Annotated in this window: 19 protein-coding genes and 1 riboswitch; of the genes, 10 read left to right on the forward strand and 9 right to left on the reverse strand. The window is 71.7% G+C overall.

All coding sequences use genetic code 11. The features are described from left to right. Positions 1-47: 47 nt before the first annotated feature. Entirely contained in the window at positions 48-1,064 is a 1,017-nt protein-coding gene (locus ACZ56E_RS07615) for an NADP-dependent oxidoreductase (protein WP_471212121.1), read from the reverse strand. 160 nt (positions 1,065-1,224) lie between these two features. On the opposite strand from ACZ56E_RS07615, the gene ACZ56E_RS07620 reads away from it, so the two are divergent. Further along, complete coding sequence (locus tag ACZ56E_RS07620) at positions 1,225-4,569, forward strand: AfsR/SARP family transcriptional regulator (protein WP_471212122.1); 3,345 nt, start codon at positions 1,225-1,227, stop codon at positions 4,567-4,569. Between the two features lie 69 nt (positions 4,570-4,638). On the opposite strand, the gene ACZ56E_RS07625 is transcribed toward ACZ56E_RS07620, so the two are convergent. Both ACZ56E_RS07625 and rocD read right to left on the reverse strand, forming a co-directional pair. After that, a complete protein-coding gene (locus ACZ56E_RS07625) occupies positions 4,639-5,874 on the reverse strand; it encodes a serine hydrolase domain-containing protein (RefSeq protein WP_471212125.1) in 1,236 nt (411 codons plus the stop codon). 184 nt (positions 5,875-6,058) lie between these two features. Then, on the reverse strand, positions 6,059-7,240 hold the full coding sequence (gene rocD / locus ACZ56E_RS07630) for an ornithine--oxo-acid transaminase (RefSeq protein WP_471213092.1): 1,182 nt from the start codon (positions 7,238-7,240) through the stop codon (positions 6,059-6,061). Between the two features lie 252 nt (positions 7,241-7,492). Then, positions 7,493-7,583, forward strand: a riboswitch (ZMP/ZTP riboswitch). Between the two features lie 40 nt (positions 7,584-7,623). Here rocD and ACZ56E_RS07635 point away from each other — a divergent pair. Beyond that, entirely contained in the window at positions 7,624-8,961 is a 1,338-nt protein-coding gene (locus ACZ56E_RS07635; protein WP_471212127.1) for a serine hydroxymethyltransferase, read from the forward strand. 30 nt (positions 8,962-8,991) lie between these two features. Here ACZ56E_RS07635 and ACZ56E_RS07640 read toward each other — a convergent pair whose 3' ends face one another. From ACZ56E_RS07640 to ACZ56E_RS07650, 3 genes are all read right to left on the reverse strand, one after another. Further along, complete coding sequence (locus tag ACZ56E_RS07640) at positions 8,992-9,768, reverse strand: hypothetical protein (RefSeq protein ID WP_471212129.1); 777 nt, start codon at positions 9,766-9,768, stop codon at positions 8,992-8,994. 71 nt (positions 9,769-9,839) lie between these two features. Further along, a complete protein-coding gene (locus ACZ56E_RS07645) occupies positions 9,840-10,685 on the reverse strand; it encodes a hypothetical protein (protein ID WP_471212132.1) in 846 nt (281 codons plus the stop codon). Next, complete coding sequence (locus ACZ56E_RS07650) at positions 10,669-11,271, reverse strand: RNA polymerase sigma factor (RefSeq protein WP_471212137.1); 603 nt, start codon at positions 11,269-11,271, stop codon at positions 10,669-10,671. The genes ACZ56E_RS07645 and ACZ56E_RS07650 overlap by 17 nt, the downstream gene beginning before the upstream one ends. Before the next feature lie 89 nt (positions 11,272-11,360). Here ACZ56E_RS07650 and trpS point away from each other — a divergent pair, with 89 nt between their 5' ends. The 4 genes from trpS (at position 11,361) to ACZ56E_RS07670 (ending at position 15,496) form a co-directional block, all read left to right on the forward strand. Then, on the forward strand, positions 11,361-12,374 hold the full coding sequence (gene trpS / locus ACZ56E_RS07655; RefSeq protein ID WP_398300400.1) for a tryptophan--tRNA ligase: 1,014 nt from the start codon (positions 11,361-11,363) through the stop codon (positions 12,372-12,374). Positions 12,375-12,462: 88 nt separating this feature from the next. Further along, complete coding sequence (locus tag ACZ56E_RS07660; RefSeq protein WP_468333352.1) at positions 12,463-13,044, forward strand: 2'-5' RNA ligase family protein; 582 nt, start codon at positions 12,463-12,465, stop codon at positions 13,042-13,044. Between the two features lie 34 nt (positions 13,045-13,078). Beyond that, entirely contained in the window at positions 13,079-14,272 is a 1,194-nt protein-coding gene (locus tag ACZ56E_RS07665) for a hypothetical protein (protein WP_471212140.1), read from the forward strand. 9 nt (positions 14,273-14,281) lie between these two features. Further along, positions 14,282-15,496 carry a hypothetical protein gene (locus ACZ56E_RS07670; protein ID WP_471212143.1) on the forward strand — a complete coding sequence of 405 codons (1,215 nt, stop codon included), beginning with the start codon at positions 14,282-14,284 and terminating at the stop codon, positions 15,494-15,496. On the opposite strand, the gene ACZ56E_RS07675 is transcribed toward ACZ56E_RS07670, so the two are convergent. Then, positions 15,493-16,248, reverse strand: a complete 756-nt coding sequence (locus ACZ56E_RS07675) for a decaprenylphospho-beta-D-erythro-pentofuranosid-2-ulose 2-reductase (protein ID WP_471212145.1) — start codon at positions 16,246-16,248, stop codon at positions 15,493-15,495. The genes ACZ56E_RS07670 and ACZ56E_RS07675 overlap by 4 nt on opposite strands. 13 nt (positions 16,249-16,261) lie before the next feature. Then, a complete protein-coding gene (locus ACZ56E_RS07680) occupies positions 16,262-17,662 on the reverse strand; it encodes an FAD-binding protein (protein WP_471212147.1) in 1,401 nt (466 codons plus the stop codon). Between the two features lie 165 nt (positions 17,663-17,827). Here ACZ56E_RS07680 and ACZ56E_RS07685 point away from each other — a divergent pair, with 165 nt between their 5' ends. The 4 genes from ACZ56E_RS07685 to ACZ56E_RS07700 are packed head-to-tail and all read left to right on the forward strand — an operon-like array spanning position 17,828 to position 20,697. Then, on the forward strand, positions 17,828-18,346 hold the full coding sequence (locus ACZ56E_RS07685) for a phosphatase PAP2 family protein (RefSeq protein ID WP_471212149.1): 519 nt from the start codon (positions 17,828-17,830) through the stop codon (positions 18,344-18,346). Then, positions 18,339-19,289, forward strand: coding sequence for a decaprenyl-phosphate phosphoribosyltransferase (locus tag ACZ56E_RS07690; RefSeq protein ID WP_471212151.1), 951 nt, complete (start codon positions 18,339-18,341; stop codon positions 19,287-19,289). Before ACZ56E_RS07685 ends, ACZ56E_RS07690 begins: the two co-directional genes overlap by 8 nt. Before the next feature lie 53 nt (positions 19,290-19,342). Continuing rightward, positions 19,343-19,810 carry a GtrA family protein gene (locus tag ACZ56E_RS07695; RefSeq protein ID WP_471213095.1) on the forward strand — a complete coding sequence of 156 codons (468 nt, stop codon included), beginning with the start codon at positions 19,343-19,345 and terminating at the stop codon, positions 19,808-19,810. Continuing rightward, positions 19,798-20,697, forward strand: a complete 900-nt coding sequence (locus ACZ56E_RS07700; protein ID WP_468604695.1) for a YihY/virulence factor BrkB family protein — start codon at positions 19,798-19,800, stop codon at positions 20,695-20,697. The genes ACZ56E_RS07695 and ACZ56E_RS07700 overlap by 13 nt, the downstream gene beginning before the upstream one ends. Here ACZ56E_RS07700 and ACZ56E_RS07705 read toward each other — a convergent pair. After that, complete coding sequence (locus tag ACZ56E_RS07705; protein WP_468604697.1) at positions 20,687-21,100, reverse strand: SgcJ/EcaC family oxidoreductase; 414 nt, start codon at positions 21,098-21,100, stop codon at positions 20,687-20,689. The two genes, ACZ56E_RS07700 and ACZ56E_RS07705, sit on opposite strands and share 11 nt — an antisense overlap. Between the last annotated feature and the right edge of the window lie 31 nt (positions 21,101-21,131).

Genomic DNA, 21,131 nt, shown 5'->3' on the forward strand with positions numbered 1-21,131 from the left:
CCGCCCGCACGTGATCCTGTGAGCGAGCGGCCGGCTGCCGCCGCCGGTCAGGAGTCCGCACCCAGCCGGACCAGCATCTTGCCGGTGTTCGCCCCGCGCAGTACGCCGAGGAAGGCCTCCGGCGCCCGCTCGATGCCGTCGACGACGGTCTGCTCGGTGCGCAGGCTGCCGTCGGCGAGCAGCGGAGCCGCCCGGCCGATCCACTCCGGGAACAGGTCGAGGTGGCTGGTGACGAGCATGCCGCGAAGGGTCGCCTCCTGCTGGGCGGCGCGGAAGAGGTTGTTGGGGCCTGGTGCGGGCTCGGTCGCGTTGTACGTGCTGATGGCGCCGACCAGCGCGATGCGTCCGCCCGGCCGGATCGCCCCGATCGCGGCCTCCAGATGGTCGCCGCCGACCGAGTCGAGGTAGACGTCTACGCCATCGGGCGCGGCCTGGGCGAGCTGTTCGGGCAGGCCGCCCAGGCGGTAGTCGACGGCGGCGTCGTACCCGAAGGTGTCGAGGAGCTTCTTCGTCTTCGCCGGGCCGCCCGCCGAGCCGATCACCCGGGAGGCGCCGAGTTCGCGGGCGAGCTGCCCCGCGACACTGCCGACCGCCCCGGCCGCGGCGGACACGAAGACGACGTCGCCCTCGCGCACCGGGGCGGTGCGGGTCAGCGCGGCGTACGCGGTGAGTCCCGTGGTGCCGAGCGGGCCGAGGTAGGCGGCGGCCGGCGCGAGCGTGGTGTCGACGACCGTGGCGGCCGCGGCGTCGAGCACGGAGTACTCCCGCCATCCCAGGAAGTGCGTGACCGTCGCGCCGACGGGCACGTCGGGGGCGTTCGACGCGACGACCTCGCCGATCGCCGAGCCCTCCAGCGGGGCGCCCAGTCGGAACGGCGGGATGTAGGACGGTGCGTCGTCCATGCGGCCCCGCATGTACGGGTCGACCGACATCCAGGTGTTGCGGACGACGATCTGCCCCGCGTCGAGGCTTTCGGGCACCTCGGTGGTGGCCAACTCGAAGTCGGCGGCGGTGGGTTCGCCGATGGGGCGGGCGGCGAGACGGATTTCGCGGGAGATGGTCATGGTGACTCCTGGGTTCAGATGGTGACGGTGACTGCGGTGCCGCGATCACGAGGACTACCGTGCCGGGAGGCGCGCACGGAACGCTGACGGTTCACGCACGGCCTCCCGTCAGCGCCGCTGGGGCTCCTCAGCGGTCACCGGGGGCGATTAACGTGGCCGTATGCGATTCGAGGTGCTGGGCCCGTTGACCGTGCGCACGCAGGACGGGGCGGCCGCGCCTGCCCCGGAGCCGAAGGTCCGCGCGCTGCTCGCCGCCCTCCTCGTGCGGGTCGGACACCCGGTCCCGGTGGACACGCTGATCGACGACCTGTGGGGCGACCGCCCGCCGTCCTCGCCGGTCAACTCGCTCCAGACAAAGGTCTCCCAGCTGCGCCGCACGCTGGAGGCGGCCGAACCCGGCGGCCGCGGCCTCGTCGTGCACGGGCCCGCCGGATACGCGCTGCGCATACCGCCCGAGCACGTCGACGCCACCCGTTTCGAGACGCTGACCTCACGCGCGTACGCGACGGACACGACCGACTCGACGGAAGCTGATACGCGTACGAAGGCATCGCTTCTGACCGACGCGCTGGCGCTGTGGCGCGGCCCCGCGTACGCCGACTTCCGCGACGCCGACTTCGCGCGCGCGGCCGTCACACGCCTGGAGGAGCAGCGCCTGACCGCGCAGGAGACGCTGGCCGAGCTGCGCCTCGCGCACGGCGAGCACGCCGTACTGGCGGACGACCTGGCCCCCTTGGTGGCGCGCGAGCCCCTGCGCGAACGCCTGCGGGCCATCCATCTCAGGGCCCTGTACCGCTCCGGCCGCGTGGCCGAGGCCCTGGACTCCTACCGGGACCTCCGGCTTCGTCTCGCCGAAGAACTCGGCATCGACCCGAGCCCCGAACTGACGGAGCTGCACGAGGCGATGCTGCGACAGGAGGAGGAGCGGGGACCACAAGGCGCGGGTGCGGCTACGAGCCCGGATGTGAGCACAGCTGCGGGCACAGGTGTGGGCGCAGATACGGGCACAGGTGCGGGGAGAGCTGCGGGCCCGGATACGGGCACAGCTGCGGGCGCAGACGTGGCTGTGAACCGCCCGCTCACGAATCTGCCCGCGCAGGTCACGGACCTCATCGGCCGCGACGGCGCGATCGCGCGCATACGCGACCTGATCGCCACGGAACGCCTGGTCACCCTCACGGGCCCCGGCGGCGTAGGAAAGACGCGGCTGGCCCTGGAGTCGGCGTCAGGCCTGACGGACGCCTTCCCCGACGGCATCTGGCTGACCGAACTCGCCGGCACCTGGGACGAGGTGGTCCCAACGGTCGCGGCCGCCCTGGGCCTCCGCGACGACGCACCGGCCGCACACCCCCCGGCCGCCCGGGCCTCGGCCGCCCGGACCCCAGCCGTACGGCTCGCACAGGCCCTCGCCGGCCGTCGCCTCCTCCTCGTCCTCGACAACTGCGAACACGTCCTCGACCCCGTCGCGGACCTGACCGCCGAACTTCTGCGCCAAGCCCCCCACCTGCACATCCTCACCACCAGCCAGGAACCTCTCGCCCTCACCGGCGAAACCGTGGAGGCCATCGGTCCGCTCGGCGAGGAGGACGCGGTGCGGCTCTTCGCCGCCCGTGCCGCGGCCACCGCCCCGGGCTTCGCCCTGGACGACACGAACCGTGAGTCCGTCGCCCTCATCTGCCGCCGCCTCGACGGCATCCCCCTCGCCGTCGAACTCGCCGCCACCCGCGTACGAGCCCTCGGCGTGCACGCCCTCGCCGACCGCCTGCACGACCGCTTCCGCCTCCTCAACCAGGTACGCCGCGACGCCCCCGCCCGCCAGCGCACCCTGCGCGCGATGATCGACTGGAGCTGGGAACTCCTGACGACCCCCGAGCAGCGCGCTCTGCGTCAACTCGCGGTGTTCGACGGCGGATTCACGCTCCCGCACGCAGAAGCCGTACTGACGCACACCGCCCCGCAGGCCCCACCGCACTCTCCACCAGAGGACGACGTCCTCGACCTGGTGACCCGTCTCGTGGACCGCTCCCTCCTCGCTCCGATGACGACCGACGCCCCCGAGATGCGCTACCGCATGCTCGAGTCCGTCACCGCGTACGGCCTCGAACGCCTCGACGACGCGGCCGAGACCGCCGAGGTCCGCCGCCGTCACGCCCGCCACTTCGCCACCTTCGCCGAACGCGCCGCCGCAGCCCTGCGCGGCCCCGACCAGCGGACCTGGCTGCGCCGGCTCGACCACGAGACGGTGAACCTCCGTGCCGCGCTGAACTGGTCCGCCACGGACTCCGACACCCCGACAGCCCTGCGCCTGGTCAACGCCCTGACCTGGTACTGGTTCCTCCGAGGCCGCCTCCGCGAAGCCATGCGCTCCCTGGACCAGGCCCTGAACCTGCCCGCGCCGCCTCAGCGGGAAGAGGCCGGCCCGCTGCTCTCGGCCCGCACCGCCGCCGCGTCGGCCCACGCCGCCTTCGCCCTACTGGCCGGCGAACCCGCCTCCGCGCACCACGACACCTCCGAGGGCGCGGAAACCACCGCGCCCGCCACTACTGCCACGGCCACGGCCGCCGACGCCCGGTCCCGCTGGCTGCTCGCCTTCGCGCGGTGCGGGTTCGACCACACGCCTCGCGAGGCCGCGCGGGTCGACGCGCTCCTCGCGGAGTTCCGGGCCGCGGGCGACCGCTGGGGCGAGGCCGCCACACTGTCCACCCGGGCCACCCGCGCCCTCTACCGCGGCGACCTCCCGGCCCTGCGCCGCGACGCCACACGCAGCGCCGAGATGTTCCGCGAACTGGGCGACGGTTGGGGCCAGTTGCAGTCGTCCGAACAGCTCGGCATCCTCGCCGAGATCGCCGCCGACTACGAGGAAGCCGCCCGCCTCCAACGCGACGGAATGCGCCGCGCCGAAGAACTCCACCTCTGGACCGATCTCTCCTTCCGCCTCTCCCGCCTCGGCCGCATCGCCCTCCTCACCGGTGACGACCCCGCCGCCACCGCCTTCCACGAACGAGCCGCCGGCCTCGCCGCCCAGCAGTCACATCGCCCCGCCCAGCAGTTCGCCGAGACCGGCCTCGCCATCGGCGCCCGCCGCCGCGGTGACCTGGACACGGCCGAGAAACTCCTCCTGCCGTGGCTGGACTTCAACCGCCGCCTCGGCGTCGACTCCGGCACGGCCCTGATCCTGGCCCAACTCGGCTACGTCGCCGAACAACGCGGCGACGCGGAGCGCGCCGAAACCCTCCACCGCGAGGGCCTGGCCGTGGCCCGCACGACGGGCGACGAGCGCGCGGTGGCCCTCGCCCTGGAAGGCCTCGCGGGCGCCCGCTCCCTCGCCGGCGACCACACCCACGCCGCAGGCCTCCTCGGCACGGCCGCCCGCATCCGCGAGTCGGAGGGAGCACCCCTGCCTCCGGCAGAACGCACGGACGTCACCCGCGCCACCCACCGCACCCGCACCGCCCTCGGCGACACCGCGTTCCAAACGGCATACGACCGGGGAGCCCACCCCTGACGCCAGGGCGGGGGAGGGCCGGGAAGGGCGGGGGGAAGGCGGGGGAGGGGCTCAGCCCGGTGTCGCGGTTCAGCGGCACAGGGCCTTGTCGACGACACCGTCCACCCGGGTCATGACCGTCTTGTCGTTCGGCTGCATGGTCACCGCGACGTTCGCGGCGCGGCCCTCGTCGGTGACTCCGCCCCGGGTCTCGTATCCCGGGTAGCTGCCGCCGTGACCCCAGTAGACGCCGCCGCACGACAGCGGCTTGCTCACGAGCCCCAGGCCGTAGCGGGCGCCAGGGCCGAAGTAGTCGGCGCGGACGGTGGTGCGCATCTGGTCGAGCTGCTCCTGGTGGAGGAGACGGCCGCGCAGGAGCTCGCCGTAGAACCGGTTGAGGTCGGAGTTGGTGGAGATCATCTGACCCGCCGCCCAGGTCCAGGACGGATCCAGCTCCGTGATGTCACGCAGGGGCGCGCCCTCACCCTCCTGCAGATACCCCTTGGGGTGGGGTCCGCGGATGGTCGCGTCATGAGGGGCGGGGAAATAGGTGTGGCGCAACCCGATCTTCTTGACGATGCGCCGGTCGATCTCCTCCGCCACAGTGCGCTTGGTGACCTGCTCGACGATCATCCCGGCCAGTACGTAGTTCGTGTTGCTGTACGCCCATCCCTTCCCCGGCTCGAACTCGCCCTCGTACTGAAGCGCGATGTCGAGCAGTTCACGAGGCTCGTAATAACGCGGCTGGAGGTCGTGCTTCGTGTAATTGGGCAGCCCACTCGTCTGCTGCAGAAGATGGCGGATCGTGATCCGGTTGCCGTCGATCCCCTTCCCGCGCACGACACCCGGCAAATAGGTGTCGACCGAGTCGTCGAGGCGGACCTTCCCCTCACCGACCAGCTGCAGCACGACCACCGCGGTGAACGCCTTGGTATTGCTGCCGACCCGCACCCGCCCGTCCCGCGGCACCTTCGCCCCGGTGGCCAGATCGCCGACCCCCGCCGTGTAGGCACGGCTGTGTCCGTCGCGCCCCTTGACACTCGCCAGCGCACCGGGAATGCCATCGTCGCGCACCAGCGCCTCCAAACCCCGCTGGACGGCGTCCGCCCTGGACGCGACGGATGCGGACGCGGACGCGGATGTGGATGTGGATGTGGGCGTGGGCGTGGCGGGTGCCGCGGACGCCGCAGACGGTGCCAGCGCCCCCACCGTCATGGCGCCCACACTCACGCTGATGGCCACCGCGGTCGCGGTCGACACGGCTCTACGCCGACCGCCCCGCTGCCGACCGGAAAAACGGAACCTCTGCCATGTCTGCTCACGCACGAGCCAACTCCTGTGGAAGCGTCGGGAATCCGGCGGCACCCCGCCGGACTCCACACTTCCGGATGAGAACACCCGCGACGATCCTGCCAACCGCCCACTCCAGGTGGGGGTAACCCCCGCCCCGGCGCGGGGGCGCGCAACCCCGCCCCGGCACAGGGACGGGCAACCCCGCCCCGGCCGGCCGCTAGCTCAGCACGGCCCGCAACTGATCCAGCCCCCAGTCCAGATCCTCCTTACTGATCACCAGCGGGGGAGCGATACGGATCGTCGACCCGTGCGTGTCCTTGACCAGCACCCCCCTCTCCATCAACTTCTCGGAGATCTCCCGCCCCGTGCCGTACGACGGGGCGATGTCGACACCCGCCCACAGACCGCGGCCCCGCACCTCCGTCACCTTGCCCGCACCGGTCAGCAGCCCCAGCTCGGCGTGCAGATGGTCGCCCAGCTCCGTGGCGCGCTGCTGGTACTCACCCGTCGACAGCATGTCGACCACCTCGAGCCCCACCGCGCAGGCGAGAGGGTTGCCGCCGAACGTCGAACCGTGCTCACCCGGCTTGAACACCCCCAGCACATCGGCGTCCGCCACCACGGCCGACACCGGCACCACGCCGCCCCCGAGCGCCTTGCCCAGCAGATACACGTCCGGCACCACGCCCTCGTGCTCGCACGCGAACGTACGTCCCGTCCTGCCGAGCCCCGACTGGATCTCGTCCGCGATGAAGAGGACCCCGCGCTCCCGGGTCAACTCCCGCACCCCCGGCAGATATCCGGCCGGCGGCACGAGCACCCCGGCCTCGCCCTGGATCGGCTCGATAAGCACGGCCACCGTCTCGTCGGTGACCGCGGCCCGCAGCGCCGCCAGGTCGCCGTACGGCACGATCTCGAAGCCCGGCGTGTACGGCCCGAAGTCCGCCCGCGCCTCCTCGTCCGTGGAGAAGCTGATGACCGTGGTGGTCCTGCCGTGGAAGTTGCCGGCCGCGACCACGATCTTCGCCCGCCCGTCCGGCACGCCCTTGACCTGGTACCCCCACTTCCGCGCGGTCTTCACGGCCGTCTCCACGGCCTCCGCGCCCGTGTTCATGGGCAGCACCATCTCCTTGCCGCAGAGCTCCGCCAGGCGCGTACAGAACTCGGCGAACCGGTCGTGGTGAAACGCCCGCGACGTCAGCGTCACCCGGTCGAGCTGTGCCTTCGCGGCGTCGATCAGCCGGCGGTTGCCGTGCCCGAAGTTGAGCGCGGAGTACCCGGCGAGCATGTCGAGATAGCGGCGCCCCTCGACATCGGTCATCCACGCGCCCTCGGCGGAGGCGACCACGATGGGCAGCGGATGGTAGTTGTGCGCGCTGTGCGCCTCGGCCGAGGCGATGAGCCGCTCGCTGGCCGAGCCGGAGCCGGAGCCGGTGCCGGAACCGGCGGCCGATGACGCGGCCGGTGACGCGGCAGCAGGCGATGACGCGGATGAGGGCGATGACGACGATGACGTGCGGGGAGATGACGTACTCGACACGGGGTCTCCGTTCGTCTTGCGGCGTGGGGCGGATGTGGCGCCCAATTCCTATCGTCGCTCGCATCGCGGACGAAGAAACCTGCCGGATCGGCGCGCCCGCTAGGCTGGCCCTGACAGCACGGTGACTGGCGCACGGGGAACCGACCCCGATGAAGCCGTGCCAGGCAGAACCTTCGAGGTGCCGCCCGCCTGGGCACCCCGGGACCACGACCGGACACTGACCGCTCGCCCCGGAGGACGCCATGACTTCCCCTTCCTCATCCCCTGCATCCCCTGCCTCTTCCTCTCGCCCTTCCTCACCCGCTCAGCACCACCCCGCCCTCGCCGCCGAGGACCCCGAACTCGCCGCCCTCATCGGCGCCGAGGAGCAGCTCCAGGCCGACACCCTGCGCCTGATCCCCAGCGAGAACTACGTGTCCACCGCGGTCCTCGAAGCCTCCGGCACCGTCCTCCAGAACAAGTACAGCGAGGGCTACCCCGGCCGCCGCTACTACGAGGGCCAGCAGAACATCGACCCCGTCGAACGCCTGGCCATCGCCCGCGCCAAGGCCGTCTTCGGCGTCGAGCACGCCAACGTCCAGCCCTACTCCGGCTCCCCGGCCAACCTCGCCGTCTACCTCGCCTTCGCCGAACCCGGCGACACCGTCATGGGCATGGCCCTGCCGATGGGCGGGCACCTCACCCACGGCTGGGGCGTCTCGGCCACCGGCAAGTGGTTCCGCGGCGTGCAGTACGGCGTGCGCCGGACCACCGACCCCGAGACGAACGGCCGCGTCGACCTCGACGAGGTCCGTGACCTCGCGCTCAAGGAGCGCCCCAAACTGATCTTCTGCGGTGGCACTGCCCTCCCTCGCACCATCGACTTCGCCGCCTTCGCCGAGATCGCCCGCGAGGCCGGCGCCGTCCTGGTGGCCGACATCGCGCACATCGCCGGTCTGATCGCGGGCGGCGCCCATCCCTCGCCGGTGCCGCACGCCGACGTGATCTCCACGACCACCCACAAGACCCTGCGCGGCCCGCGCGGCGCGATGCTGATGTCCCGCGAGGAGCACGCCAAGGCCATCGACAAGGCGGTCTTCCCCGGTCTGCAGGGCGGCCCGCACAACCAGACCACCGCGGCCATCGCGGTCGCCCTCCACGAGGCGTCCCGACCCTCCTTCCGCGACTACGCCCACGCGATCGTCGACAACGCCAAGGCTCTCGCCGACGCCCTCCTCGCCCGCGGCTTCGACCTGGTCTCCGGCGGCACGGACAACCACCTGATCCTGATGGACCTGACCTCCAAGGACGTCCCGGGCAAGATCGCCGCGAAGGCCCTCGACCGGGCCGGGATCGTCGTGAACCACAACACCGTGCCCTACGACCCCAGGAAGCCGTTCGACCCGTCGGGCATCCGCATCGGCACCCCCTCCCTCACCTCCCGCGGACTCGGCACCGAGCACATGACGGCCGTCGCCGAATGGATCGACCGTGGTGTCGCCGCGGCGCGCACCGGTGACGAGGACGCCCTGACGAAGATCAGGTCCGAGGTCGCCGACCTGATGGCCACCCACCCGGCACCGGGCCTGCCCACCGCCTGAGGGGGTCCCCACCCCCCTCACCTCAGAGGTTCACAGGTCCCGCAGCTCCTGCCGGGGCCCCGGCTCGTGCGGTCGCCGTCGCCATGCCGCCGCTGCCGCCCAGCGCTCGGACACCGGGCGCCGGAGCAGCAGCGCGGCGACCGCACCGGCCCCGGCGCCCGGTATCGCCCACCACCACTCCGAGCCGGTCGTGCCCGGCCCGCCACCGCCCGCGGCGGCCTTCTGCACGCCGCCGCTCTTCTCGGGGGCCCTGGGCTCCGGCACCGGCTCCGAGCCCGGCGCGATTCCGGAGGCGCCCCGGTCGGACGCCTTGCCCATGAGGCCGAGCTCCTTGAACAGGGGCACCAGGCGATCCGGCTCCTTCGCCCGGTGCCAGTCACCGGTCAGCGACTCGGTCTCCGTCGACCTGTGCACCCACACGTCCATGTCCTTCTTGTCACCGCCCTTCTTGTCGCCCCCCTTGTCGGAGAGCGGCGCATAGACCCGGTCGACACGCCACGGCGTCACGTCATGAACCATCCACGTGAGATTGATCTGACGGCTCTGGACACCCACGCCGAGGCCCGGCGGGTCCTCGCTCGGCTTCCCGGTCGGCTTCCCGCCGGAGGCCGGGGGCTCCAGCCAGGTCTCCAGGTCGCCGTACTCCCCGTCGGTGTAGTACAGCGAGGCGCTCTCGGTGGTCTCCGGTGACACCAGCAGCACGCTCGTCGGCCCGCCCGCCACCGCCTGGGGTGCGCCCACCACCATCAGCGCCGCCGTGACGCCCAGCCCGGCCGCCGCCCCGCACAGTCCCCTTGCCTTCCGCATGTCCGTCCCCCAGCCGCCCGCCGGCGCGGCCCCTCCGCACCGGTTCACTTCTGGTACACCGCCCGAGCCGGTCAGGTTCCCGATTCGGGGATCGACTCCGCGATCTCCAGGGCCCGCTCCTTCGACGCCACCCCTTCAAGCCGCAACGTCAGCTCCTGCCCGCGTGTCCACAGCAGCGTCGGCCCCGCCGTCCGCTCGGACCGCCGCCAGCGGTCGCCGTCGCCCTCCACCAGCCAGAACGTGAGCCGGTGCGGCCGGGCGAACCAGAGCCCCGTCTCCCGGCCGATTTCGACCCAGTCGGGCGGCACCGGCACCGTCTTGGCGAAACCGGGGTCGAGCCGGGCCGCGTACTGATCGAGGCGTATCGTCCGGCCGGCCGCGCGCCAGCAGAGGCTGACCAGGACCCGGGCGCCCGGCTCCCGCGTCACCGACACCGCATCCGGCGCGCCGAGCGACTTCGGCACCGCGGGCGAGAACCCGGCCAGGCGCCGCGCCTCCGCCGCCGTCACCGGCTCACCGCACCCGGGCACGCCCGGCCCGGCCGAGGGGGTCGCCGACGGGTCGTACCGCACCTCGACTCCGCCGAAGTCGAACCATTCGAAGACCGCCGCCCGCACCGGAGGCGTGAGCACGAGGACCGCGAGCAGCCCGCACAGCGCGGCCGTCACCGTCCGCCACCGCATCCGCAGACCACGCCGCAGGCCGCGCAGCCGCTCGGCGGGGCCGGGCGGCTCGGCCACCGGCACCCCGGCTCTCTCCGCGAGTATCTGCGCGATGACCCGCTCGGCCATCGACTCCCCGCCGGCACCGCCCGTGCCGCCCGCATCCATCGACCGGCCGAGCGCCCGCAGCTCCTCACGGAGCCGCGCCGCCTCGGCCGCCTCGGCTGCGCGCTGCCGCTCACTCACCTCCCTCACCTCCCTCTGCGGGCAACAGCCGGCCCAGCTTGCGCAGCGCGCGGTTCAGCCGGGACTTCACCGTGCCCCGCGGCCAGCCGAGGGCCTGGGCCGTCTCCGCCTCGTCCATCTCCAGCAGATAGCGGTAGGTGACGACCAGGCGGTGATCTTCGCCCAGCTGGTCGAGGGCGGCGAGCAGCGCCGCCCTTCGCTCGTCCTCCAGGGCCGCCACTGCCGGGTCCGCCGATTCCGGTATCAACGGCTCCGCTTCGGCGAGCGCGGCCTCCCGGCCGACGACAGACCGCTGCCGGACCGCCGAACGCACTGTGTTCCTCGTCTCATTGGCGACGATCGCGAGCAGCCACGGCTTGAACGCCGAGCCGTCCCTGAACCGTCCGAGTGAGCAGTAGGCCTTGAAGAAGGCCTGCTGCACCACGTCTTCCGCGTCCGATCCCGCGCCGAGTGCCGCGGCCGCCCTGAGCGCGATGCCGGTGAAAGCGCGCACCAATTCCGCGTACGCCTCCGCTTCTCCGGCGCGCACCCGCGCGATCACCGCACGCTCGTCGACGACGCGGCCCCCCTCCAGGACCTCCCCCTGTGCCCTCACACCTTTGATACACCGGCCGTGGCCGATCGGTTCCCACCCGTCACACACCTGTTTCCGAGCTATGAGAGTCACCTGAGAGAATGGGCACCATGGCCTCTGAACGACCTCGTGTGCTCTCCGGAATCCAGCCCACCGCCGGCTCGTTCCACCTCGGCAATTACCTCGGCGCGGTCCGCCAGTGGGTGGCGCTGCAGGAGTCCCACGACGCCTTCTACATGGTGGTGGACCTGCACGCGATCACGGTCCCGCAGGACCCCGCCGAGCTGCGTGCCAACACCCGGCTCGCCGCCGCCCAGCTCCTCGCCGCGGGCCTCGACCCGGAGCGCTGCACGCTCTTCGTCCAGAGCCACGTCCCCGAGCACGCCCAGCTCGCCTGGGTGATGAACTGCCTCACGGGCTTCGGCGAGGCCTCCCGCATGACGCAGTTCAAGGACAAGTCGGCCAAGCAGGGCGCCGACCGCGCGTCCGTCGGCCTCTTCACGTACCCGGTCCTGCAGGTCGCGGACATCCTGCTGTACCAGGCCAACGAAGTGCCGGTCGGCGAGGACCAGCGGCAGCACATCGAGCTAACCCGTGACCTGGCCGAGCGTTTCAACGGCCGCTTCGGGGAGACGTTCACCGTGCCGTCGGCGTACATCCTCAAGGAGACGGCGAAGATCTACGACCTCCAGGACCCGTCGATCAAGATGAGCAAGTCGGCGTCCACGCCGAAGGGTCTGATCAACCTCCTGGATGAGCCCAAGGCCACCGCCAAGAAGGTCAAGAGCGCCGTCACCGACACCGACACGGTGATCCGCTACGACGTGGCGGAGAAGCCCGGCGTCAGCAACCTCCTCAGCATCTACTCCACGCTCACCGGCACCGGTATCGCCGAACTGGAGCAGAAGTACGTCGGCAAGGGCTACGGTGCGCTGAAGACCGACCTCGCCGAGGTCATGGTCGAGTTCGTGACCCCCTTCCGGGACCGCACCCAGCAGTATCTGGACGACCCGGAGACGCTCGACTCGATCCTGGCCAAGGGCGCGGAGAAGGCTCGAGCCGTCGCCGCCGAGACCCTCGCGCAGGCGTACGACAAGGTGGGCTTCCTGCCCGCCAAGCACTGAGTCACCGGACGACCGAGCACCACAGTTTGCACCGCGCTGCCCACCGGGCGGCGTCCCCTGCCCATGGACACGACGACAGGAGTACGACGTGGGGACCGTAACGATCGGCGTCTCGATCGCGGTCCCGGAGCCACACGGCAGCCTGCTCCAGGAGCGGCGTGCGGGCTTCGGGGACCCCGCGGCGCACGGCATCCCCACCCATGTGACCCTGCTGCCGCCCACCGAGGTGGACGCGTCGGCGCTGCCCGCGGTCGAGGCGCACCTGCTGTCGGTCGCGGCGGCGGGCCGCCCGTTCCCGATGCGCCTTTCGGGGACGGGCACCTTCCGCCCGCTGTCGCCCGTCGTGTTCGTGCAGGTGGTGTCGGGCGCCTCGGCCTGCTCCTGGCTGCAGGAGCGGGTCCGGGACGCGTCAGGCCCGATGGCACGCGAACTGCAGTTCCCGTACCACCCGCATGTCACGGTGGCGCACGGCATCTCCGAAGAGGCCATGGACCGCGCGTACGAGGAGCTCTCGGAGTATGAGGCCGAGTGGCCGTGCACCGGCTTCGCCCTGTACGAGCAGGGTTCCGACGGTGTCTGGCGCAAGCTGCGCGACTTCGTTTTCGGCGGCCCTGTAGTGCCCCCTCAGGCCTCGGCCCCGTCGGCGCGGGGTACGCTGCCCGCTCGCTGACCGGGGTGCCCCGGCCGACCTGTGCTGGGGGATCATGCGCAACGCAGCGGGAGCCGTCGCCGTACTCGCCTTCGTGGCGGCCGGCTGTGGGGCACAGAAGCCCGACGGTGCGGCCGACACGCGGCCGTCCACGTCCCGTGCGGCCGGCCTCTCCTGGACGTACGAACGCATCGACGACGAACCCGGTGAGCTGATCGACGGGGCCGCCATGGCTCCGGACGACATATGGGCCCTCGGGAGCGACGGCGCCCACACCGACGGACGGTTCGCGAAGGGCCACCTGCTGCACTACGACGGCGAGAAGTGGACGCGGGAGCCGATGCCGGTCGACGGCGACCCCCACCTCTCCCGGCTGGAGTACCTCGGGTCGGCGGGCATCCGGCTGCACACCGTGGAAGGCACCGCGTCGGACACGAGGAAGCCGCGCTACGCACTCTGGGACGGCACGCGCTGGGGCCCCGCGAAGGACGCTCCCGCCGGGCCGCTCACCGACGTCGAGGTCATCACTCCGGATGACGTGTGGGTGCTCCGGGGCGACGGCGAGGTCACGCACTGGGACGGCGATCGCTGGACGGTGACGCCGATGCCCGCGGAGAGGGTCACCGCCCTCGCCGGCTCGGCACGGGACGACGTGTGGGCGGTCGGCTCGCGTACGACAGGGCCCGGTGTCGGCGGGCCGGGCGGCGAGGTCAGACAGCTCGCCGCGATGCACTTCGACGGTGAGAAGTGGACGCTCACCCGGACGCCGACGTACCGCTTCCCCGACCCGGTGCCGTCCGAGCCGTTCGCCGAGTTCACCGGGATCGACGTCGCGGCCAGGACGTACGTACGCGCCTACGGAGGGCACTCCTACCGGGGGTACGACGGCGAAGAGGTCCGCGATCCGGAGTCCGAGAACGTCGAGTTGAGCTGGGACGGCTCCCGCTGGAAGGACGCGAAGCCCTTCCCCGGAGCGTGCGCGTACCGGAAACCCGTGGCCCGGGACGGCGGTCGCGGCTTCTTCATGAACGGCAACCGGCACCTGACCACCGACGGCACCTGCACCAAGATCAGAAAGTCGAGGCTGCCCGAGGGCGGAGGCGTACGCCCCGAGGCGCAGCAGCAGCTCTGGCTGAAGAGGATCATCACGGTGCCGGGCTCCGACGAGGTACTGGGTTTCGGCACGGTCGACGTCCTGCAGAGCGGCTACGCCCCGGACCGGGCCGTCGTCGTCTCCCTGAAGCGTTAGGAGAGGGCCGTGAGGAAGACCGCCGCGATCCTGGCCGTCCTCGCCCTCGCCGCGGCGGGGTGCGGAAGCGACGGCACCGGGCCCGCCCGCACGACCCCCACCGGCCGCGCCTCGTCCGGTGCCGCCGGGGGAGGGGCTTGGAAGCTGGAGTACGTCGACAAGACGGTCGACGGTGAACTGACCGCCGTCACCGCGTCGTCCGCCGACGACATCTGGGCGGCCGGGTACGAGCTGCGCGACGGCAGCATGGACGACCCCGACGGCCAGTTCCTGGTCCGCCACGACGGCAGTGGCTGGCAGCGGCAGAAGGTGCCCGCGGAGCTCGAAGGGAACTTCTTCCACCCGCTGCTCGGCTCGTCGGGGCCGGACAACGTATGGCTGTTCGGCTTCGGTCCCCGCGGTGGGGCGAGCGCGGCGCGCTGGGACGGCACCCGATGGCAGCGCGTGCCGCGGCCGCCGCTCCAGGGCGTCGTCTCCGAGATCGAGGTGTTCGCGCCCGACGACGTGTGGGTGGTGGGCGGCCGGAAGCGGCTGCTGCACTGGGACGGCGCTCGCTGGGAAACCCACACCCTGCCCGCCGAACCGGCGGCGCTCGACGGCACGTCGGGTGACGATCTGTGGGCGGTCGGCCACCGGGACAGCGGCTCCGGAGTCGGCGGTGACGGCGGTGAGCTCAGCCAGCCCGCCGCGATGCACTGGGACGGCAGGACGTGGACGCTCACGCGGACGCCCGAGTACCGCTTCTCCGAGCCCGTGCCGCCCGAGCCCGGAGCGTCACTCGACGGCGTCGAGGTGGTCTCTCCGACCGAGGTGTGGGCGTACGGCTCGCACTCCTTCAACCACGGAGAGGTCGAGAAGGAGCCGTCCATCGAGCACATCCTGCTGCGCTGGGACGGTTCCCGCTGGCACCGGCAGAAGGCCGCCGACCAGGACCCGTGCCTCTCCAGGAACATCGTCGCGCACGGGGAGGACGGAGGCCTCCTCTCCGGAGTACGCCGTTATCGCACTCCGGAGGGACGCTGCGTCCGGCCGTCCTGGCCGAAGCTGCCCGCGAAGGGCGAGGTCACCGCCAAGGCCAAGCAGCAGCTCTGGCTGGACCCGATCGTCCCGGTGCCCGGCACGAGGAAGTTCGTCGGTGTGGGCAAGGTCTATGTGCTGCAGAGAGGCGCCAGAACGCTGACCCTGCCCACCGTCGCCACCTACGAGCCCCCGAAGGGCCGCTAGAGCGGCAGCCGGCGGAACACCGGCCTGGGCACGTGCCGCAGGGCCGACATGACCAGTCGCAGCGCCCCGGGCACCCACACCGTCTCCGAGCGCCGCCGCAGGCCGTTCTCGATGGCTTCCGCCACCGCCTCCGGAGTGGTCGCCATGGGCGCCTCCTCCAGGCCCGCGGTCATCTTCGAGCGGACGAAGCCGGGGCGGACGACCATCACGTGCACTCCGGTGCCGTGCAGCGCGTCGCCCAGGCCCTGCGCGAACGCGTCGAGTCCGGCCTTGCTGGAGCCGTAGATGAAGTTCGACCTGCGGGCGCGCTCGCCCGCCACCGAGGAGAGCACCACCAAGGAGCCGTGGCCCTGGGCCTGCAGCGACCGGGCGCAGACGAGTCCCGCGGAGATCGCGCCCGTGTAGTTGGTCTGGGCGACGCGTACCGCCGCGACGGGCTCGTCCTCGTCGCGTGCCTGGTCGCCGAGGATGCCGAAGGCGAGCAGCACCATGTCGATGTCGCCCTCGGTGAAGATCTTGCCGAGGGTCGCTTCGTGGGACTCGGGGTCGAGCGCGTCGAAGGCGACGGTCCGCACGTCCGCGCCCATGTCGCGCAGGCCGGCGGCGGCCTTCTCCAGGTCCTGGGAGGGGCGCCCGGCCAGCCACACCGTGCGGGTGCGGCGGGCGACGAGGCGCCGCGCGGTGGCGAGGCCGATCTCGGAGGTGCCGCCGAGGATGAGCAGGGACTGGGGGGTGCCGAAGGCGTCTTTCATGAGTACCGGTCTCCTAGAGGGCGAGGCGGCGGGAGAGGTCCGAGCGGAACACTCCACGCGGGTCGAGATCGGCCCGCAGGGCGCGGAAGTCGTCGAGCCGGGGGTACATGGCGGCGAGCATCTCGGGCCGCAGGCGGGAGTCCTTGGCGAGGTAGATGCGCCCGTCGGCGGCGGCCACCTCCTCGTCGAGCTCGTCGAGGAAGGCGCCGAGTCCGGGGAGGTTCGCCGGGATGTCCAGGGCGAGGGTCCAGCCGGGCATCGGGAAGGAGAGCCAGCCCGGATCGCCCTCTCCGAAGCGCTTCAGTACGGCGAGGAAGGAGGGGCAGCCGCGCTCCGAGATGCGCTGCACGATGCGGCGCAGGGCCTCCTCCTTGCCGTATCCGACGACGAATTGGTACTGCACGAAGCCGCCGCGGCCGTAGACGCGGTTCCAGTGCGGGACGCCGTCCAGGGGGTGGAAGAAGGTGGAGATCTTCTGGAGCTCGCCGGTGCGGGAGCGGGGCGCCTTGCGGTACCAGAGTTCGTTGAAGAGCCCCACAGAGGCCTTGCCGAGCAGTCCCTCCGGCAGGAAGGAGGGGGCGGCGGGCAGCCGGCCCGGACGGAACGCGAGAGGGGCTCTACGCGCGCGTGCCCGCTCCGGAAGCGCGTCCAGGGGGGCGTGGTCGCCGCGGGTCAGGACCGAGCGGCCCATGGCGGCGCCGCGCGCGAGGAGGTCGATCCAGGCGACCGAGTAGCGGTAGCGGTGGTCGGTGGCGGTGAGGCGGGCCATCAAGTCGTCGAGGTCCGTGGCGCGTTCCGTGTCGACCGACATCAGGGACGTCTCGACCGGCAGGAGTTGCACGGTCGCCGAGAGGATCACGCCGGTGAGGCCCATGCCGCCGGCCGTCGCGTCGAACAGCGCGGTGCCCGGTTCGACCGTGCGGACCGTGCCGTCGGCGGTCAGCAGGTCCATCGACAGGACGTGCCGGGAAAAGGAGCCGGAGACGTGGTGGTTCTTGCCGTGGATGTCGGCGCCGATCGCCCCGCCCACCGTCACATAGCGGGTCCCCGGGGTCACCGGCACGAACCAGCCGAGGGGAAGCAGGACTTCCATCAGACGGTGCAGCGAAACGCCCGCGTCGCAGACGACCGTTCCCGCGTCGGCGTCGATGACGCGCACCCGGTCGAGGCCCGTCATGTCGAAGACGGCGCCGCCCGCGTTCTGAGCGGCGTCTCCGTAGGCACGGCCCAGGCCGCGGGCGATGCCGCCGCGCTCCCCGCAGTCACGCACCGCGGCCGCCGCCTCCTCCTGCGTGCGGGGTCTCACCAGCCGGGCGGTGGTCGGTGCGGTGCGGCCCCAGCCGGAGACGGACACGGCGGGCGCCGCGGGGACCGAGGCGCGGGCAGGGGAATCGGCGGGCGAGTCGGCAGGCATGAAGGTGACCGTATCGCCCGTGTATGCGCGCTTCGCTCCAACAGTCCCGGTCCTCACCGAAATGGGTGATTGATGGAGTGTCACCCTACATTGACGTAATTATGAGCATGTTGTTTAGAAGAGTTGAGATGCCCGGCTCTCGAACGTCTTCGAAATAGAGGCGACATGCACGACATGGACCACCGGTTGCTGTCGGCCCTCCGCGACTGCGGCACCAACCCACATGTGGCGGCCGCCGCACGCGCCCTGTCGCGGACCGGCGAGCACGGCGCGCTCTGGATCGCGGCCGGCCTCGCGGGCGCCGCCGTCGACCGGGAGCGCCGCGGCGCGTGGCTGCGCGGCACGGCGCTCACCGCCACCGCACATCTGGCCAGCATGGGCGTCAAGCGGATCGTCCGACGGCCGCGTCCGGGCAGCCACCACGGCGTCGAGCCCCTCGTGCGCACCGCGGGCCGGCACTCCTTCCCCAGCTCGCACGCCACGTCGGCCGCCGCGGCCACCGTCGCGTACGGCGCGCTGCGCCCCGTCGGCGCCCATCTCGTACCGCCGCTGGCCGCCGCGATGTGCGTCTCGCGGATGGTCGTCGGCGTCCACTACCCCTCGGACGTGGCCGCCGGTGCGGCGCTCGGCGCGCTCACCGCGCGCGTGGGCGCCGCCTGGATGAACGGGGGCAGCAATGCCTGAACGTATCTCCACCGTCCTGGAGCCGCCCCGCCCGGCCCAGCGCCCGGCCACCATCAGCCTGCCGCTCGGCCTCCTGAAGACCGCGCGCCCCCGCCAGTGGGTGAAGAACGTCCTGGTCGTCGCGGCCCCCGCGGCCGCCGGCGAACTCTTCTCGCGGCACGCCCTCACCCAAGTCGCGATCGTCTTCGCGCTGTTCACGGCCGCCGCGTCCGCCGTCTACCTGATCAACGACGCGCGCGACGCGGACGCCGACCGCGCGCACCCCACCAAGTGCCGCAGGCCGGTCGCCGCCGGGCAGGTCCCGGTGCCCGTCGCCTACGCCGTGGGAGGGCTCCTGGCCGTCCTCGCGCCCGTGGCGGCCGCCGTCCTGTGCACACCGCTCACAGCGGCGCTCCTGGCCGCGTACGTCGGCATGCAGCTCGCCTACTGCATCAGCCTCAAGCACGTCCTCGTCGTCGACCTCACGATCGTCACGACCGGCTTCCTGATGCGCGCCATGATCGGCGGCCTCGCACTGGAGATCCCGCTCTCGCGCTGGTTCCTGATCACCACCGGCTTTGGCGCGCTCTTCATGGTCTCCGCCAAGCGCTACTCCGAAGCCGTCCAGATGTCCGCGAGCTCGGAGAAACTGGGCGCCACGCGCGCGTTGCTCACCGAATACACCACCGGCTACCTGCGCTTCGTCTGGCAACTGGCCGCGGGCGTCGCCGTTCTCGCCTACTGCCTGTGGGCCATGGAGGAGGGCGGCACCGCCAACGGAAGCCTGCTGCCCTGGCGCCAGCTGTCCATGGCGGCCTTCATCCTCGCGATCCTGCGCTACGCCGTCTTCGCCGACCGGGGCACGGCGGGCGAACCGGAGGACGTCGTCCTGCGGGACCGGGCGCTCGCCGTGATCGGCCTCGTGTGGATTGCGATGTACGGACTCGCGGTCGCGGACTGGTGAGTTTGAAATCCCTACGCACGAAGGCGCGTTCCCTGCATACGAGGGTGCGTTCCCTGCGCGAACGGTTGCAGGCGCTCGGGCCCGAACTGCTCGGCTTCGCCGCCGTCGGGATCTGCGCGTACGCCGCCGACCTCGGCCTGTTCATCTGGCTGCGCGGACCCGTGGGCCTGGACCCGCTGACCGCCAAAGCGCTCTCCTTTGTGGCGGGCTGCTCGGTCGCGTACGCGGGCAACGCGCTCGGCACCTACCGGAGCAGGACCTCGGAGGTCTCGCGGCTGCGCCAGTACGTGGTGTTCTTCGCCGTCAACATCGCGGGTGCCCTCGTCCAACTGCTGTGCATCGCCGTGTCCCACTACGGTCTCGGCCTCACCTCGCAGCGGGCGGACACCGTCTCAGGTGCCGGAATCGGTATGGCACTCGCCACTGTCCTGCGGTTCTGGGGTACTCGGACGTTGGTCTTCCGCTCACCGGGCAGGACAACAGGCAGAACCACAGGCACGGAGGCGTCATGGACTGGCTGAAGAAACTCCCCGGCATCGGGCCCCTCGTTGAGAAGGGCATGCGCACGCACGCGTGGCAGGCGTACGACCGGCTCGATCACGTGCACTGGACGCGCCTCGCCGCCGCCATGACGTTCATCAGCTTCCTGGCGCTCTTCCCGCTGCTCACCGTCGCCGCCGCGATCGCCGCGGCCACCCTGTCGAAGAAGCAGCAGAACACGCTGGAAGACAAGATCTCCGAACAGGTCCCCGGCATCTCCGACCAGCTGAACCTGGACGCCCTCGTCACCAACGCCGGCACCGTCGGCCTCGTCGCGGGCGCCCTGCTGCTCTTCACCGGCATCGGCTGGGTCGGCTCGATCAGGGAGTGCCTGCGGGCCGTCTGGGAGCTGCCTGACGAGGAGGAGAACCCCGTCCTGCGCAAGGCGAAGGACGCCGGGGTGCTGATCGGGCTCGGCGGCGTGGGGCTCGCGTCGTTCGCCGCGTCCGGGCTCGCCTCGACCGCCGTCGGCTGGGCCGCCGACCTCGTCGGCATCGACGAGAAGGGCTGGGGCACCGTGCTGCTCCAGGTCGTCGCGTTCGCCATCGCCGTCCTCGCGGACTTCCTGCTGCTGCTCTACGTCCTGACGCTGCTCCCCGGAGTGCAGCCGCACCGGCGCGAACTCGTCACCGCGGGGCTGATCGGCGCGGCCGGATTCGAACTGCTAAAGCTGCTGCTCGGCGGCTACATGAAGGGCGTCGCCGCGAAGAACATGTACGGCGCCTTCGGAGTGCCCGTCGCACTCCTCCTGTGGATCAACTTCACCGCGAAGCTGCTGCTGTTCTGCGCGGCGTGGACGGCGACTCGGAAGGCGGCCCGTACGGAGGCACCCACGGCGGACGACGAGGTGCCGGCGCTCAAGGGTTGAGGACAGGGGTGTTCTGGCCGGTGTGCAGGAGCCAGCTCCCGTCGCTCTCCTTGGTCATGACGTACAGGGGAGCGCCTTCGTCGTTCCCCTGGTCGGTGTGGTAGATCTGCCGGACCTTGACGGCCGCCACATCGGGGCGCAGGAACTGCGTGTGGACGACCTCGTAGGTGACTTCGCCGTCCCAGTCGGCGTTCGGCAGCACGGCCCGCGTGAATTCGGCGATGGCGTCGAACCCGATCAGCACTTTGCCGTGGGCGGTCGTCCACATCGCCTCGGGGTGGAAGAGGGCGAGGAAACCCTCGGCGTCCTTGGCCCGCTGGGTTCGTTCGACAGCGGCGACCACCTGCTCGATGGCCTTGACGTCGTCGTCGTTTCCGGTGGTGTGGGCAGTCACGGGATTCATCGGATTACTTCCTGTCGGTTGGTGGGGTGGC

The organism is Streptomyces sp. NPDC039480 (genome assembly GCF_055597165.1).

Coding starts and splice junctions, on each gene's coding strand:
- ACZ56E_RS07615 (WP_471212121.1), bottom strand. CDS start 1,064: ATGACCATCTCCCGCGAAATCCGTCTCGCCGCCCGCCCCATCGGCGAA.
- ACZ56E_RS07620 (WP_471212122.1), top strand. CDS start 1,225: ATGCGATTCGAGGTGCTGGGCCCGTTGACCGTGCGCACGCAGGACGGG.
- ACZ56E_RS07635 (WP_471212127.1), top strand. CDS start 7,624: ATGACTTCCCCTTCCTCATCCCCTGCATCCCCTGCCTCTTCCTCTCGC.
- ACZ56E_RS07640 (WP_471212129.1), bottom strand. CDS start 9,768: ATGCGGAAGGCAAGGGGACTGTGCGGGGCGGCGGCCGGGCTGGGCGTC.
- trpS (WP_398300400.1), top strand. CDS start 11,361: ATGGCCTCTGAACGACCTCGTGTGCTCTCCGGAATCCAGCCCACCGCC.
- ACZ56E_RS07665 (WP_471212140.1), top strand. CDS start 13,079: ATGCGCAACGCAGCGGGAGCCGTCGCCGTACTCGCCTTCGTGGCGGCC.
- ACZ56E_RS07675 (WP_471212145.1), bottom strand. CDS start 16,248: ATGAAAGACGCCTTCGGCACCCCCCAGTCCCTGCTCATCCTCGGCGGC.
- ACZ56E_RS07680 (WP_471212147.1), bottom strand. CDS start 17,662: ATGCCTGCCGACTCGCCCGCCGATTCCCCTGCCCGCGCCTCGGTCCCC.
- ACZ56E_RS07685 (WP_471212149.1), top strand. CDS start 17,828: ATGCACGACATGGACCACCGGTTGCTGTCGGCCCTCCGCGACTGCGGC.
- ACZ56E_RS07690 (WP_471212151.1), top strand. CDS start 18,339: ATGCCTGAACGTATCTCCACCGTCCTGGAGCCGCCCCGCCCGGCCCAG.
- ACZ56E_RS07700 (WP_468604695.1), top strand. CDS start 19,798: ATGGACTGGCTGAAGAAACTCCCCGGCATCGGGCCCCTCGTTGAGAAG.
- ACZ56E_RS07705 (WP_468604697.1), bottom strand. CDS start 21,100: ATGAATCCCGTGACTGCCCACACCACCGGAAACGACGACGACGTCAAG.